Annotated in this window: 14 protein-coding genes and 2 riboswitches; of the genes, 6 read left to right on the plus strand and 8 right to left on the minus strand. The window is 74.1% G+C overall.

Translation table 11 applies throughout. From position 1 onward, the window contains the following. The first annotated feature begins 3 nt into the window (after window positions 1-3). Together K1Y72_RS00575 and K1Y72_RS00580 are read left to right on the plus strand one after the other, a co-directional pair. Window positions 4-414, plus strand: a complete 411-nt coding sequence (locus K1Y72_RS00575) for a cytochrome c oxidase subunit 4 (RefSeq protein ID WP_220162134.1) — start codon at window positions 4-6, stop codon at window positions 412-414. 113 nt (window positions 415-527) lie between these two features. Next, complete coding sequence (locus K1Y72_RS00580) at window positions 528-1,772, plus strand: L,D-transpeptidase (RefSeq protein WP_308286823.1); 1,245 nt, start codon at window positions 528-530, stop codon at window positions 1,770-1,772. A gap of 74 nt (window positions 1,773-1,846) precedes the next feature. Here the strand turns inward: K1Y72_RS00580 and K1Y72_RS00585 are convergent, their stop codons facing one another. The 6 genes from K1Y72_RS00585 to K1Y72_RS00610 all read right to left on the minus strand — a co-directional run bounded on the left by K1Y72_RS00585 (window position 1,847) and on the right by K1Y72_RS00610 (window position 9,181). Then, window positions 1,847-3,205, minus strand: a complete 1,359-nt coding sequence (locus tag K1Y72_RS00585; RefSeq protein WP_220162135.1) for a M48 family metallopeptidase — start codon at window positions 3,203-3,205, stop codon at window positions 1,847-1,849. Next, window positions 3,202-4,473: a basic secretory family protein gene (locus tag K1Y72_RS00590; RefSeq protein ID WP_220162136.1), complete on the minus strand. Its 1,272-nt coding sequence runs from the start codon at window positions 4,471-4,473 to the stop codon at window positions 3,202-3,204. Before K1Y72_RS00590 ends, K1Y72_RS00585 begins: the two co-directional genes overlap by 4 nt. A gap of 28 nt (window positions 4,474-4,501) precedes the next feature. Continuing rightward, window positions 4,502-5,305, minus strand: coding sequence for a C40 family peptidase (locus K1Y72_RS00595; RefSeq protein WP_258571729.1), 804 nt, complete (start codon window positions 5,303-5,305; stop codon window positions 4,502-4,504). 11 nt (window positions 5,306-5,316) lie between these two features. Then, window positions 5,317-5,472, minus strand: a riboswitch (cyclic di-AMP (ydaO/yuaA leader). Window positions 5,473-5,588: 116 nt separating this feature from the next. Next, window positions 5,589-6,089 (minus strand): C40 family peptidase, encoded by a 501-nt coding sequence (locus K1Y72_RS00600; protein WP_308286824.1) that lies wholly within the window; start codon window positions 6,087-6,089, stop codon window positions 5,589-5,591. Window positions 6,090-6,149: 60 nt separating this feature from the next. Continuing rightward, a riboswitch (cyclic di-AMP (ydaO/yuaA leader) is annotated at window positions 6,150-6,289 on the minus strand. Between the two features lie 429 nt (window positions 6,290-6,718). Continuing rightward, complete coding sequence (locus K1Y72_RS00605) at window positions 6,719-7,732, minus strand: C40 family peptidase (RefSeq protein WP_258571730.1); 1,014 nt, start codon at window positions 7,730-7,732, stop codon at window positions 6,719-6,721. A 192-nt stretch (window positions 7,733-7,924) separates the two neighbouring features. Then, window positions 7,925-9,181 (minus strand): NYN domain-containing protein, encoded by a 1,257-nt coding sequence (locus K1Y72_RS00610; protein ID WP_308286825.1) that lies wholly within the window; start codon window positions 9,179-9,181, stop codon window positions 7,925-7,927. A gap of 360 nt (window positions 9,182-9,541) precedes the next feature. Between K1Y72_RS00610 and K1Y72_RS00615 the strand changes: the two genes are divergently transcribed. From K1Y72_RS00615 to K1Y72_RS00625, 3 genes are read left to right on the plus strand one after another with little or no spacing between them, the layout of a single operon-like run. Beyond that, complete coding sequence (locus K1Y72_RS00615) at window positions 9,542-11,332, plus strand: DEDD exonuclease domain-containing protein (RefSeq protein WP_220162138.1); 1,791 nt, start codon at window positions 9,542-9,544, stop codon at window positions 11,330-11,332. 36 nt (window positions 11,333-11,368) lie between these two features. Continuing rightward, entirely contained in the window at window positions 11,369-12,118 is a 750-nt protein-coding gene (locus K1Y72_RS00620) for a rhomboid family intramembrane serine protease (RefSeq protein ID WP_220162140.1), read from the plus strand. A gap of 35 nt (window positions 12,119-12,153) precedes the next feature. Next, the gene (locus K1Y72_RS00625) at window positions 12,154-12,441 is read left to right on the plus strand and encodes an Lrp/AsnC family transcriptional regulator (RefSeq protein WP_220162142.1); all 288 of its coding nucleotides are present in this window, start codon (window positions 12,154-12,156) and stop codon (window positions 12,439-12,441) included. A gap of 70 nt (window positions 12,442-12,511) precedes the next feature. On the opposite strand, the gene trpD is transcribed toward K1Y72_RS00625, so the two are convergent. Together trpD and K1Y72_RS00635 are read right to left on the minus strand one after the other, a co-directional pair. Next, the gene (gene trpD, locus K1Y72_RS00630; RefSeq protein ID WP_220162144.1) at window positions 12,512-13,564 is read right to left on the minus strand and encodes an anthranilate phosphoribosyltransferase; all 1,053 of its coding nucleotides are present in this window, start codon (window positions 13,562-13,564) and stop codon (window positions 12,512-12,514) included. Between the two features lie 93 nt (window positions 13,565-13,657). Further along, on the minus strand, window positions 13,658-14,083 hold the full coding sequence (locus K1Y72_RS00635; RefSeq protein ID WP_220162146.1) for a hypothetical protein: 426 nt from the start codon (window positions 14,081-14,083) through the stop codon (window positions 13,658-13,660). A gap of 247 nt (window positions 14,084-14,330) precedes the next feature. Between K1Y72_RS00635 and ctaE the strand changes: the two genes are divergently transcribed. After that, window positions 14,331-14,987 (plus strand): aa3-type cytochrome oxidase subunit III, encoded by a 657-nt coding sequence (ctaE, locus tag K1Y72_RS00640; protein WP_258571731.1) that lies wholly within the window; start codon window positions 14,331-14,333, stop codon window positions 14,985-14,987. Window positions 14,988-15,031 lie beyond the last annotated feature (44 nt).

Consider the following 15,031-nt stretch of genomic DNA (forward strand, 5'->3'; position numbering starts at 1 on the left):
CCGATGCGCGTTCAGGCGTTCATGTTCTACGGGTGCGCGCTGTTCTTCCTCGTCACCGACATCGTGTACTGGCTCTGGTCGGGCGACTGGACCGGCACGACGGCGCTCGCGCTCGCGGTCGGCCTCGCCGGGCTGATCGGCTTCTACGTGCACTTCACGATCCGGCGGCTGGAGGGGCAGAACGGCGGCCCGCTCTACGAGGACGACCCCGAGGGGAACATCGCCGACGCCGCCGGCGAGCTGGGCTTCTTCAGCCCGCACAGCTGGTGGCCGCTGTTCGTCGCGATCGGCGCGGCGTTCATGGTGCTCGGCGCCGTCTTCGGCTGGTGGCTGTTCCTGCTGGGAGTCGCGTGGACGCTGATGGCGTCCATCGGCCTGGTCTTCGAGTACTACCGAGGCCACTTCTCCCACTGATCGGTAAAGACACCCCCAGGGGGCCGGAGTTTCGCGGAAACGCGCGCTCCGGCCCCCTTCATAATGGGCACCATTCTTCGCGGGCACGCGGTGCGAGCGTGCAGGTGCACACAGTGATTACCAGGGGGATGACGGTGCTGGTCGGCTGCGCAGAGAATCGGGGACGTGGCCGGCGGGCCATCGCCGTCCTCGTCGGCATCACCACAGTGGCCGCGGGGGCGGCCGCCTGCTCGGACAGCGACGCGGTCGCGGGCAAGGACGCGGTCCGGCTCACCGTGAAACCGCTCCAGCAGGACGGGGCGGTCGCGCCCGACACCCCCATCACCGTGCAGGCCGAGAACGGGACCGTGGAGAACGTCACCGTGCAGGCCAGGGGGAGCGCGGTCGCGGGCGGCCTGGACCAGGCGCGGACCCGGTGGACGTCGCGCTGGGGCCTCGTCCCCGCCACCGACTACACGGTGACAGCGACCGGCCTCGGCCGGGACGGGCGCACCGAGACCGTCACCGGCAGGTTCCGCACCGCCAAGGTCAAGCGGACGGTCGCCGCGAACGTCGAGGCGCCCTCCCCGAAGGAGACCGTCGGCGTCGGCATGCCGATCATCCTGCGCTTCGACCGGCCCGTCACCAACCGGGCCGCGGTGGAGAGGGCGATGGAGCTGCACTCCACCAAGCCGGTGGAGGGCGCCTGGAGCTGGTTCGGCGACCAGAGCGTGGTGTTCCGCACCCGCAAGTTCTGGCCGGCGCACACCAAGGTGAACCTCGTCGCGCACCTGAGCGGCGTGCGCGCCGCCAAGGGCACCTGGGGCAAGGACTTCACGCTGGACTTCCGCATCGGCGACTCCCACATCAGCAAGGGCAGCGCCAAGAGCCACATGATGACGGTGCGGACCAACGGCCGGAAGGCCCGCACGATCCCGGTCAGCATGGGCATGGGCGGCAGCACCAAGTACACGACGACCAACGGCGTCCACCTGACCATGGAGAAGTCCAACCCGGTCATCATGGACTCGGCGACGACCGGCTGCGGTCCGGGCTGCCCCGGCTACTACCGCGAGACCGTCTACTCGGCGGTGCGCATCTCCAACAGCGGCGAGTACGTGCACAGCGCGCCGTGGTCGGTGGGCTCGCAGGGCAACAGCAACGTCAGCCACGGCTGCGTGAACGCCAGCCCGTCCAACGCCCGCTGGTTCTACAACCTGGCCTACCGCGGCGACCCGGTGATCATCACCGGGACGAGCCGCGACCTGGAGCCCGAGAACGGCTGGGGCTACTGGCAGAAGAGCTGGAAGGACTGGCTGAAGGACGGCGCCACCCACCAGACCCTGAAGATCGCCAACGGGGACGCGGCCCCCGCCTGACCTTCGGCTCCGGTCTCCGCGACGGTCCCCGCCCGGCACCCGCCGGGCGGGGACCGTCCGCTCTCCCCGGCGGGTCAGCGGCCGGCGAGCGGCGGCGGGACGGCCGCGCGGTGCATCCGCGCCCAGTCGCGGGCCATCGCGATGCGCTCGGGACCGGACGGGTGCGTCGACCAGAGGAGCCGCTCCAGCACGTCGGGCGACAGGTCGGAGATGTTGCGGACCGACAGGGCGTGCTGCATCGTCGCGAACGTGCCGGGGTCGCGGGTGAGGTCCAGGGCGTGCGCGTCGGCGCGGGCCTCGATGTGGCGGCTGACGAGGTTCTGCACCGGTCCCGAGACGGTGGTGCCCGCCGTCACCAGGGCGAGGAGCAGCGCGACGGCGCGCGGGTCGGCGGCGCCCGAGCCGCGCTCGCCCGGCGCGCGGGCGCCGACGCCGGCGCGGCGCAGGACGCGCGGCGAGGACGCCAGCAGGTACAGCAGGCAGACGCCCCCCGACACCCCGAGCGCGCCGATCAGCGTCCCCCACAGGACGTCCTGGTGCTCGGCGTGGCCGAGCTCGTGCGCGACGATCGACTCGATCTGCGGCCGGGGCGACTTCAGCAGCGTGTCGTAGACGACGATGCGGCGGGTCGACCCGAACCCCGACACGTAGGCGTTGAGGGCGGTGGTGCGGCGGGAGGCGTCGGCGACCAGGACGTCCTTCACCGGGACTCCGTCGCGGTCGGCCATGGCGAGCAGGTCGGTGCGCAGCCGCCCGGCGGGCAGCGGCTCGAACTTGTTGAACACCGGCTCGACGACGACGGGGTAGGCGAACGACACCACCGTGACGAGCACGAACGCGCCCGCCGCGGCGCCCGCCCACCAGTAGCGGGGGAAGCGGCGCAGCAGCGCGTACAGGAGCAGCAGCGCGATCGTCCAGATGACCCAGGTCACCGCCAGGGAGCGGGCCTGGTCGCCGAGCCAGGCGCCCCAGGACTGGGTGGACAGGCCGTAGCGGCGGAGCACCGCCTCGCTCCAGGCGTCGAACGGCAGCCCGATCAGGCGGAGCAGGGTGGTGAGGACGATCGCGGCGGCGGCGACGCGGAGCGGCCAGCGCCGCACGCGCGCGGTCGTCCAGCCGAGCAGGCGGGCTCCGAGGGGGGTGAAGCCGAGCCCGAACACCACCAGCAGCCCGACGGCGAGCCCGGTGTAGGCGGGCGGGGTGAGGGCGTGGTCGAAGGCGCGGGACCGGGCGATCTCGGCGGGGGTGAAGTCCAGCGCCGGATCGGGCCGGGCGCGGCCGCCGGGGACGTCGCCGGGAAGCGGCTGCCAGGGCGTGCTCACGGCGAGGACGGCGCCGACGCCGGCGAACAGCACGGCGGCGGCGACGGCCGCCGCGATCCGGGGGCGGCGGTCCGCCGCGGGGGGTTCCGGGCCGGTCTCCGGATCGCTCAACGCAGTTCCTTCCGCAGGTAGTCGCGCCACGCGGCGGTGAGGGCGGCCGGGCCGGCGCCCAGCACGGCGCGCAGCGCGGCGCTCTCGGAGGTGCGCCCGGCGGCCCGGTAGAGCCGCACCAGCGCCGCTTCACCGTACCGTCCGGCGATCATCCGGCAGGCCAGCCACGCCTCCTGGTAGGACTGGGCGAGCCGCCCGGTGGCGCCGTCGAAGGCGGCCCGGTCCGGCAGCTCCGCCGGGACGCGCCCGGCCCGCACCTCGGCGGCCAGCTCGGCCGCGGCGGCGGGCGCGGCGACGCCGGTGCCGCGGTAGCCGACGTAGTCGGCGAACCCCTCGATCAGCCAGAGCGGCGTGCGGCCGTCGCGGGCGCCGCCGGTGGCGACGTGGGTCAGCTCGTGGGTGAGGACGACGGTGCGCCCGAGGTCGTTCAGCCGGGCGAAGGTGGCGGGGGAGATGACGATGCGGTCCTCGCCGCGGCTCCCCGGCGGGCCGGGGGCGACGGTGGCGAGCGCGGCGATCTGGGCCAGGTCCTGGCCGGGCCCGGCGAGGGCCTGCGCGATCGCCGGCGAGGCGGGGGCGAGCGCGACGGCGCGCCGCGCCCAGTCCCGGCCCGTGACGGCCGTCACCTTCGGGACGGCCGCGTCCAGCCGGCGGGCGATCTCCGCCAGGCCGGCCGCGTCCCCGGCGACCAGGCAGGAGCGGCCGCGCACGACCCGCAGGGCGCCGCCGTCCCAGATCTCGGGGTCGTCGCCCGGACCGGTCCCGACGATCACCCAGGCGCCGCCGCGGCGGGCGAAGGCCAGGCGGCGGGTGCGGGCGACGGTCCCGGCGTCGTAGCCGCGGAACCGGTAGCCGAGGGTGACGCGGACGGCGGCGGCGCCGTCCGCCCCGGCGGGCTCGGCGGCCGCGTACCGCTCCCGCCAGCCCTCCAGCGGCAGCGCGGCGAGGTTGTCGAACATCTGGAGCTGGGCGCGCCGCACGTCCGCGGGCGCGGCGGCGACGGTGGCGAGGAAGGCGATGCGGTCGCGGTCGCGGACGGCGGCGGCGCGGCGGGCGAGGACGGCGGCGACGTCCCGCTCATCGGGGGTGCCGCCGGGCGCGGCGGGCGGGGAGGCGGCGCCGCGCGGCGCGCCGGCCGACCGCGACCCGGTGAGCGCGGCGCCGCCGGCCGCGGCCGCCGCGGCGGCGAGGCCCCCGGCCGCGACGACGGCGCGGCGCCGCACGGGGACCGTGCGGCGCCGCGGGCGCTCGTTCGGATCGTCCTGCATGGGCGCGATCCTATTGACCTTCATCGGGTCACTTGGCGTAGTCGGGGTAGCCGTAGCCGACGATCTGGTCGGCGCTGCGGGTCTTGATCTGCACGGCGTTGCCGGTGTTGCCCTCGACCGTCTCGACGGTGCCCCGGCCCTCCCGCTTGATGACCATGCCGACGTGCTCGATGGAGTTCAGCGACTTGGAGCCGTCGAAGTTGAAGAAGACGACGGCGCCGGGCTTCGGCGTGGTGCCCCAGCGGCCCTGGGACTTGAACCACTTGGCGTGCTCGACGGTGTAGGCGTCCTCGCCCACCTGGCCGCTGAAGCCGATCTTGTTGCCGACCCAGGAGACGAACATCGAGCACCAGGCGGCGTCGTCGTAGGCCTTGATCGAGCCGCCGTCGCGCCGGACGGTCTCCTTGGCCCGCTGGGTCGTCATGTACCAGTCCTGGAACTTGGTCTCGCCGCTGCGGTTCTCCTTGACGCCCACCTGCGACTCGGCCACCTTGATGGCGTCCTGCGCGGTCGGCTTCTTCTTCGCCGTCGACTTCACGGCGCTGTCCGAGGCGGCCTGCTTCGCCGCGGGCCGCTTCGCCGCGGCCTGCTCGGAGGCGTCCTGCGGCTGCGCGGCCTTGACGGCCTGCTCGGCGGCGGAGCCCTGCACCCCGGACGCCTGCGCGGCGGCCGCGGCGGCCATCGCGCCGGCGCGGGGGGCGTCCTGGCCGGGGACCGGGACGGTGGCCTGGGCGGCGGTGCCGATGCCGGTGACGACGGCCACGCCGGCCATCACGGTGCCGGTGGCGCGCAGGGACTTGGACAGGGCGGTCTTGCGGTGCTTGCCGGACAAGGGATGTCTCCTATGGCTTCCATACCGCCTACCGGGTTAGCTGTCGGGTTCGGGCGTGGAAGCTGCCCTACGGCCTGCGCGCAGGCCGATTCACCCCGGGGAAGAGTGGGTCCCCGGCTCCGCTGTGCGCCCGGGCGGGCACGGTGCGGACTCGGCGGTGGACGCGGTGGTGCGTCCGAGATTCATCTGGTCAGGCCCCCGGCCTGGAAACGGCGGGGGAGGGGGGACGTGGCCGCGAGGGGAGAGCGGCCACGTCCCTGAGGGAGAGGCTGCGGATCGCCCGTCAGTAGGGGCGGACGGCCCCGGCGAACGTGCGCTTGCGGTAACCGTCCAGCTTGACCGACTTGACCTTGCTGCCGGTGTGCGGCGCATGGATCATGTAGACGGCCTTGCCCTTCTTCTTCGACACGATGCCGACGTGGCTCTTGCCGTTGAAGAACACCAGGTCACCGGGCTGCAGGTTCTTCCAGGACACCTTGTTCCGCACGCTCTTGTACTGCGCGGTGGTGACCCGGGGGAGCTTGACGCCGGCCTTGCGGTAGGACCACTGGACGAGCCCGGAGCAGTCGAACGCCTTCGGGCCCGCGGCGCCGTAGCGGTACGGCTTGCCCTTGCGGGTCGCCGCGTACTTCACGGCCTTCTGGGCGAGCTTCTGGCGCTCGGTCCAGGACGTGGTCCTGGCCTGCTTGACCACCTTGGCCACCGGGACGGCCTTGGCGGACGCGCTCGCCGGCGCGGTGCCGACGACGCAGAGGACGGGGGTCGCCACTGCGGTGACGGCCACGAGGCCGCCGGCGAGCCGGACGCGGCGATGGGTGCTGCTGGCAGCGGTGCTGGACAGGGTCTCTCCTTTTTCCAGACGCCTACCGGGTTAGCTGTCGGGTTCGGGCGGGAAGTGGCCCTACGGCCTGCGGGCAGGCCGATTCACCCCGGTCGAGAGTGGGTCCCCGGTTCCGCGCGACGCGGATTCGGCGCTGCCGACTCGCCCGAAGGGCCGTGCAAGGGGACGGCCCGAGGAGATGAGGACGGGGCGAGACGAGCCCCGGCCGGGCGAGCGGCGCTGATGGTGTGGTCGGGCGGCCCCGGGAAGCGGGGAACCGCCGGGCCGGTGATCCTCGGCCGGCGCGGCGCGCTGAGCGCCATGCACGCGCTCGGCGTGCGCACGGTCGGCCTGACCGGCCTTGCTGCTGCGGTGCGCCGGGCTCTGGCGGGGGCCCGGCGGCGGCGTCGCATGGGATGTGACGCCGGTGCCCGTGCGGGACGGTGCACCTCCGGTGACGCCTGGTAAGCGCCGCAGGTGGACACAAGGTACCAAACGACAACGAGAAGGCAAATCAGTAGCAAAAATGCCTACAGACCAGGTCAACGGCCTGGTCTGCAGGCATATTCCGGGTCGGCCCCGGGGCGGGTCCGCTAGGGGCGGGCGGCGCCGTAGACCGTCGACTGGTAGTAGCCGGAGAGGCTGACGATCTGCACGACCGAGCCGGTGTGCGGGGAGTGGATCATCTTGCCGCCGCCGACGTACATGCCGACGTGGGCCAGGTTGTTGAAGAAGATCAGATCGCCCGGCTGGAGCTGCGCCCACGTCACCCGGTGGCCCGACAGGGCGCTCCACTGGGTGTAGGTGGTCCGGGTGATGTTCACCCCGGCCGCCGCCCAGGACGCCATCGTGAGGCCCGAGCAGTCGTAGGAGTTCGGCCCCTCGGCGCCCGACACGTAGGGCTTGCCGAGCTGGGCGTAGGCGAAGTTCAGCGCGGTGCGCGCGTTGCCGCTCGCCGGGCCGGTGTAGGTGCCGCCGGTGCCGCCGCCGGTCGGGGTCTTGCGGCCGAGCTTGGCGAGCAGCCTCTTCTGCTTCGCGACGGCCTTGTCCACGTCGGCCTTCTTGGACCGCAGGTCCTTGGCCTTGGCCGCGACGTCGTCGTAGGCGCTCTGCGCCTGCGCCTGCTGGCGGGTCATCCGCTGGGCGGCCGCGACGTACTGGGCGATCTGCCCGTCGCGGTTCGCCGAGAGCTGCGAGACGAACGCCGACTGGTCCAGGACCTTCTGCGGGTCGCCGCTGCCGATGAACCCGGTGACGCCGCTCACGTTGCCGTTCTTGTAGGCGGTGGCGGCCAGCTCCACGATCTGCTTGCGCTGCTCGTCGAAGACCTTCTGCTGGGCCTTGTTGGCCTTCTTGGCCGCGTCCAGCTTCTTCTTGGCGGCCTTCAGGTTCTCGCTCGCCTGGTTGTACTTCTCGGTGGCGACGTCGGCCTGCTCGTTGAGCTTGGTGAGCTTCTTCTGCTCGGTCGCCGGGTCCGGCTTCGCCTGCGCCTGCGTCAGGGGCAGCGGCAGGGAGAAGGCCACGGTGAGGCAGGTCGCCGCGGCCAAGCGGCGGGTCGCGCCGCGGGTGCTCCTGCGGGGGGAGGCACCGGTGTCGTCACTGGCCAAGGTCTGTCTCGCCCCTCTCGGTCCACGTCGTTCAGCGGACGACCCTAGCGACGGGTTCACATCACTCACAACTGGTTCATCACTATTTGCAGCAATTAAAGACCGATGTCCACATTCCGTGATGTCATGATCACGCGGTGCGCGTTCCGGTCCAGGTGGAGCGGGCTTTTCGGGCGCTCTCCGGAACCGGGATCAGCCGCGGCCGAGGCGGCGCAGCAGCAGCGCCGAGGGGACCGGCCGGGCGTGCGCCCGGCGCGCCGCCGTCGCGACCTCGCGGTCGCTGGAGACGACCACCACGGCGCGGCCGGCGGGCTCGGCCCGGACCAGCTCGCCGATCAGCTCGTCGGCGGTGCGGCCGGACGGGCTGAACCGCACCCGCACCCCGCGCGGCGCGGAGGTGGGGACCGGGGCGTCCAGCTCGGCGCCGTCGAACACGCAGGTGATCTCGGCGCGGGTCTGCGAGGCCAGGCCGCCGAGCCCGGTCACCAGGCGGCTCCGCTGGTCGGCGAGGGTGAGCTCGCCGTAGCCGGTCTTGGTGACGTTGTACCCGTCGACGATCAGGTGGACCTGCGGCAGCGCGAGCAGCCGGTCCAGCAGCTGCGGGTCGCTGTCGGACACCGAGGCGCCGGGCAGCGGCCCCGCGCCCGCGCCGCCCGCCCCGACGACGTCGGCCGGGCGCTCGATCGTCGCGGGCAGCGCCAGCTCGCGGCGCACCCCCTGCGCGGCGTCCACCAGGGCGTCGAGCAGGACGCGCAGCCGCACGTCGTCGACGTTGCGGCCCTCGCGGGCGGCGCGGCGGGCCGCCTCGACGGCGGTCTCGGCCTGCTCCAGCCGGCCGCGCAGGCGGCGCAGCTCCTTGTCGGCGGCGGCCTTGGCCTCGCGCAGCCCGGCGAGCTCGCGGCCGCTGCCGTCGGCGGTCTCGGCGGCGCTCCGCTCGGCGGCCTTGGCGCGGACGCGCGTCTCGTGCAGCTTGCGGCGCAGCTCGGTGTTCTCGGCCTTGGTGTCGCGCAGCTCGCCGCGGACCTTGTCCAGCTCGGCGCCGCGCGCCGCGCGCAGCTCGGCGATCTCGGCGACGAGCGCGGCCTCGCGGCGCGCCGCGTCGGCCTCCTGCGCGACGCTCGCCGCGCGCTCCAGCTCGGCGCGGGCCGCCTCGACCAGGCCGGGCCAGCCCGCCGGGCGGAGCAGGTAGGCGATGGCGGCGACCTGGACGGGGTCGGCGGCGGGCGGCACCCGCCCCTCCTCGACCTCGCCGACGAGGTCGGGCTGCGCGGCGCGGAGCGGCTCGGCCGCGCGGTGCCGGAAGCCGTCGTCCTTCTCCAGCAGCGCGGCGATCGGCGGCCCGGCGAGCTTGGCGCGCTTGCGGGGCTCGAACCGGGCGAAGCGGCGGAGCGGCGCCGGCACCTCGGCCGCGGGCAGCGTGCCGAGCAGCCCGGCCGCGGCCTCCACCACGCGCTGGCGGACCGCCTCGGGAAGGGGGCCGGCGGGCCGCTCGGCCTCCGCGGCCCCCGCCGCCTCCGCGGCCTCCGCCCCGCTGTCGATGATCCCGCTCCTCCCGCGCCCTGCCCGCCGCCGTTTGCTCTGTGCTTCCCGGGCGGCGCGCACCTTAACCGGTGGGGACACCGCGCGGCACGGCGGAACCGCCGCGCGGCCGCCCTCTCGCGGCCCCACCCTAGGGCATGCGCGCCGCGTCCCCGCGCGGTCGCGCGAGGCCCGCGCACGCCCCGCGACCGAGGAGCGCGACCGAGGAGCGCAGCCGGGGTGCGCGGCCGGGGCGCGCGGCTGTCGGTGGCGTGCTCTACCGTCGCGGGCATGACGTCCTCCCGCTCCCTCCCCGACGGCCCGAGCGGCGTGCAGGGCACCCTCGACGACCTCGGCACCCCGCTGGCGGACCTCGCCTTCGTCGTGGTGGACCTGGAGACGACCGGCGGCTCGCCCGCCGACGCGGCGATCACCGAGATCGGCGCGGTCAAGGTCCGCGGCGGGGAGGTGCTCGGCGACTTCGCCACCCTGGTCGACCCCGGCGCGCCGATCCCGCCGTTCATCACCGCCCTCACCGGCATCACCCAGCAGATGGTGTACGCGGCGCCGCGCATCGAGGCGGTGCTGCCGGCGTTCCTGGAGTTCGCCCGCGGCTGCGTGCTCGTCGCGCACAACGCGCCGTTCGACATCGGGTTCCTCAAGGCCGCCTGCGCCGCGCACGGCCACCCCTGGCCCGCCTTCCCCGTCGTCGACACCGTCGACCTCGCCCGCCGCGTGCTGTCCAAGGACGAGGTCCCCAACTGCAAGCTGGAGACCCTCGCCCGCTTCTTCCGCACCGACGTGCGCCCGAACCACCGCGCCCTCGCCGACGCCCGCGCCACCGTGGACGTCCTGCACGGCCTGATCGAGCGGCTCGGCGCGTTCGGCGCCACCTCCTTCGAGGAGCTGCGCGGCTTCGCCAAGGCCCCCACCCCCGAGCAGCGCCGCAAGCGCCACCTCGCCGACGCGGTGCCGAGCGCCCCCGGCGTCTACCTGTTCGAGGACGCCCGCGGCGAGGTCCTCTACGTCGGCAAGAGCGGCGACCTGCGCACCCGGGTGCGCAGCTACTTCACCGGGTCGGAGACGCGCCGCCGGGTCCGCGAGATGGTCGGCCTCGCCGAGCGGGTCCGCCCGATCGTCTGCGCCACCGGCCTGGAGGCCGAGGTCCGCGAGCTGCGCCTCATCGCCGCGCACAAGCCCCGCTACAACCGCCGCTCCAAGTTCCCCGAGCGGGCGAGCTGGCTGCGGCTGACCGGCGGCCCGTTCGCCCGCGTGGCCGTGGTGAACGACTGCCGCGCCGAGGGCGCCCACGTCGGCCCGTTCGCCTCGCGCCGCCGCGCCGAGGAGGCCCGCGCCGCGCTGCACGAGGCCGTCCCGCTCCGCCAGTGCACCCAGCGCCTCACCCTGCGGCTCATCGAGAGCGGCAAGGCGGCCGCCTGCACGCTCGCCGAGCTCGGCCGCTGCGGCGCGCCCTGCCTCGGCCGCGAGACGCCCGAGGAGTACGCGGTGCACGCCGAGACGGCCCGCGCGATCATGCAGGACGACGTGCGGCCCGTCGTCGCCGCCGCGCAGGTCCGCATCGAGCGCCTCGCCGCCGAGCTGCGCTACGAGGAGGCCGCCGCCCAGCGCGACCGGCTCGCCGCGTTCGTGCGGGCCGCCGCCCGCGGCCAGCGGCTCGCCGCGCTCGCCGCGCTGCCCGAGCTCGTCGCGGCGCGGCCCGCCTTCGACGGCGGCTGGGAGCTGATCGTCGTCCGGTACGGGCGGCTCGCCGCCACCGGCACCATGCCGCCCCGCACCCACCCGCGCCCCTACCTGGACGCGCTCGTCGCCACCGCCGAGACGGTGTCGCCCGGCGGCCCGCCCGCCGACGGCATCCCGCCCGGCGCCCCCGGCGCGGGCGCGGGCGCCGAGGAGATGGAGTGCGTGCTGCGCTGGCTGGAGGGCCCCGGCGTCCGCCTGGCCGCCGTCGACGGCGACTGGACGTGCCCGGCGCACGGCGCGGGCGGCCTGCGGCAGTGGCTCGACAACGCCTACGCGCCCGTCGAGCCGGAGGCGCGGCGGCCCGCGCGGCCACTAAGGTGACCGGACAAAGCCGATAAAAGGTGAGGACGCCCGCGCATGGCCGTGCCCCTGTACGACAGCCAGCCCGCCCGCCGGGTGCCGTGGATGACGTACCTGCTCGTGGCGGCCAACGTCGTCGTGTTCCTGCTGACGCCGATGGCGACCTCCGCCACCTGGTACGGAGGCGGCATGGCCCGCGAGTGCCGGGCCGCCGACTTCACCATGCAGTGGGGCGCGGTCCCCAAGGAGCTGACCACCGGCGAGCAGCAGCCCCTCCCCGCCGAGATCGAGCGGCGCTGCGGCCCCGCCGACTACCGCAAGAAGCCCTGGGTGTCGGCGTTCACCTCGATGTTCCTGCACCAGGGGGCGCTGCACCTGATCGGCAACCTGGTCTTCCTGTTCGTCCTCGGGATGGGCGTGGAGGACCGGCTCGGCCGGATCCGGTACCTGCTGGCCTACCTGCTGTTCGGGCTGGTCGCGGTGTACGGCTTCGCCTACACCTCGCCGGACTCGGGGGTGCCGCTCATCGGCGCGTCCGGCGCCATCGCCGGCGTCCTCGGCGCCTACCTGGTGCTGAACCCGCGCGGGCGGATCGTCAGCTACGTCGCGCCGGTGTTCGTGGCGCGGCTGCCCGCCTGGGTCGTCCTCGGCGCCTGGTTCGGCCTGCAATGGCTCTCGCTGGGGGACGAGGAGAGCAACGTCGCCTACGTGGCGCACATCTTCGGCTTCGCGGGCGGGGTACTGTTCGCCCTGCTGGCCCGCCGGGCCGGCCCGGCCCGCCGGGTCGCCGCGCTCAGCCGCGGCTAGACCGCGCCGGCACACGCAACGACAGGGAGGGTGCGGTGGTCACCGCAATCGTGTTCGTCAAGGCCGACGTCGCGCGGATCCACGAGGTGGCCGAGGCGATCGCGGCGCTGGAGGGGATCAGCGAGGTGTACTCCACCACCGGCCCCTACGACCTCATCGCGATGGTCCGGGTCCGCCGCCACGACGAGCTGAACGACGTCATCCCGGGCCGCCTCAACAAGGTGCCCGGCATCGTGGACACCGAGACCCACATCGCGTTCCGGACCTACTCCCAGCACGACCTGGAGGCCGCCTTCGCCCTCGGCCTCCCCGGCGCCGACTGAGCCGGCCCGGACGCGGACGAGGCCCCGCCGGCCGTGCCGGACGGGGCCTCGCGCGTCGTGCCGCGCCCCGTCAGGACGCGCGCATCGCCTGAGCGGTCGTCACCCAGCGGTCCAGCAGGCCCGCGGACGCGCCCGAGTCGACGGCCTCGGCGGCCCGCTCGAACGCCGCGCCGAGCGTCGGGGTGAGCTTCTCGGCGGCGGGGGCGCCCTCGTAGGCGACCATCAGCGCGGCGGCGTTCAGCAGCACCATGTCGCGGACGGGGCCGGGCGTCCCGGCGAACACCTCGCGGGCGACGCCCGCGTTGTAGACCGCGTCGGCGCCGCGCAGGTCGCCGGGTTCGGCGGGGGCGATGCCGAGCTCGGCCGGGTCGAACACCGTCTCGGTGGCGGCGCCGTCGCGCACGACCCAGACGGTCGAGGTGCCGGTGGTGGTGAGCTCGTCCAGGCCGTCGTCGCCGCGGAACACCAGCGAGGAGTTGCCGCGCTCGGCGAACACCCCGGCGACGATCCCCGCCATCCGCGGGTGGAACACCCCGACGGCCTGCGCCGACGGCCGCGCCGGGTTGGTGAGCGGCCCGAGGAAGTTGAACACCGTCGGGGTGCCGAGGTCGCTGCGGGTGCGGGCCGCGTACTTCAGCGCCGGGTGGTAGCGCGGCGCGAAGCAGAAGGTGATGCCGACCTCCTCGGCGACCTGCGCGGTGCGCTCGGGCGACAGGTCCAGCGGGACGCCGAGGTTCTCCAGCAGGTCGGCGGCGCCGCACGAGGACGACGCGGCCCGGTTGCCGTGCTTGACGACCTTGACGCCGGCCGCGGCGGCGACCACCGCCGCCATCGTGGAGATGTTGACGGTGTGCGCGCGGTCGCCGCCGGTGCCGACCAGGTCGGCGATCCGGCCGGGGACCTCGATCAGGGTGGCGTTGGCGAGCATCCCCGCGGCGATGCCCGACACCTCCGCCACCGTCTCGCCCTTGGCCCGCATCGCGATGGCGAACCCGGCGATCTGCGCGTCGCTCGCCTCGCCCGACATGATCTCGTTCATCGCCCAGGCGGCCTCCTCGCTCGACAGCGCCGCGCCGTCGAGCAGGGCGTTGAGCAGGGCGGGCCAGGTCGTGCGCGCATCCATGAATTCCCCCAGGGGTGAGGTTGGTGTCCCGGACCCGGCCGGGGGCCGTCCCCCTGGAGCCGGGGGCTCACCCCCGCCTGCCCGGTGCGGGTGCTACAGAGCCGGAAGGCGGTTGTCCGCGCGCCGGCGGAGCAGCCCGGCGGCCGCCTCGGCGAGGGCGATCGGGTCCAGCGGCAGGCTGACCACGGCGTCGGCGCGCGACCAGGTGGCGAGCCAGCCGTCGTCGCGGCGGGCGATGACCGCCAGCACCGGGGGGCAGTCGTAGACCTCGTCCTTGGCCTGGCGGCACACGCCGAGCCCGCCCGCGGGCTGCGCCTCGGCGTCGACGATCGCCACGTCGATGTCGCCCTCGTCCAGCCGCGCGACGACGGCGGGCTGGGTGGCGACCTCGACGTACTCGACCTCGGGCAGGTCGGCGGCGGGCCGGCGGCCGAGGGCGAGCCTGATCTGGGCGCGGGTGTTGGCGTCGTCGCTGTAGACCAGAACCTTCATCGAACTCTCCGAGGCCGCGGTGCTCATGGCAGAGAAGGCTACCGGAGCGGCCCCCGCCGCACGAGGTGCCCGCCCGGTTCGCCGCGGCCGGCCGGGCCGTCGCGGACCGTGTCCGAATCGTGGCCGGCGGCGGCGGCGCCCGGCCGAACCCGTTCTCGATCGCTGAAACCCCTGGTGTGCAAGGGAATGCGAGCGATCGGACGGCATCGCCGTGACACGCTCGGGAACTCCAGAAGGGGGGTCATGCGTCAGTCCTGGATCGGGTGACGTAATAATGCTGCCCGTGGCAACAGCATCCGCGATAGAGACAACACCTCACGCTCGGGCGAACCGCCCCAGTCTGGTCAACGTGGGGACGATCGTTTGGCTGTCGTCCGAGCTGATGTTCTTCGCGGCACTGTTCGCGATGTATTTCACGATCCGCTCAGTGACGATCGGCCAGCACGGGCACCATTCCTGGCCGGGCGCCAACCTGAACCTGCCCCTGTCCGTGGCCAACACGACCATCCTGGTCCTGTCCTCGGTGACGTGCCAGATGGGCGTGTTCAAGGCCGAGCACGGCAAGGTCGGGCGCGACGGCGGCCTGCTGGACTTCCGGCGCTGGGGCCTCCGCGAGTGGTACGTGCTCTCGTTCCTGATGGGCGCCTACTTCGTCGCCGGTCAGGCGTACGAGTACTACAGCCTGGTGACCGAGGAGGGCCTGACGCTCTCGTCGTCGGCCTACGGATCGGTCTTCTACCTGACCACCGGCTTCCACGGCCTGCACGTCACCGGCGGCCTCATCGCCTTCCTGTTCGTCCTCGGGCGCACCTACGCCGCCAAGCGGTGGACCAAGGAGCAGGCGACCAGCGCGATCGTCGTGTCCTACTACTGGCACTTCGTCGACGTGGTCTGGATCGGCCTGTTCGCAACGATCTACCTGCTCAAGTGACCCTGACCGTTCCGACCACCGACACGACCCGAACGGGGATTTCC

This window comes from Actinomadura parmotrematis (assembly GCF_019458805.1).
GTDB classification, from domain to species: Bacteria; Actinomycetota; Actinomycetes; order Streptosporangiales; family Streptosporangiaceae; genus Spirillospora; species Spirillospora parmotrematis.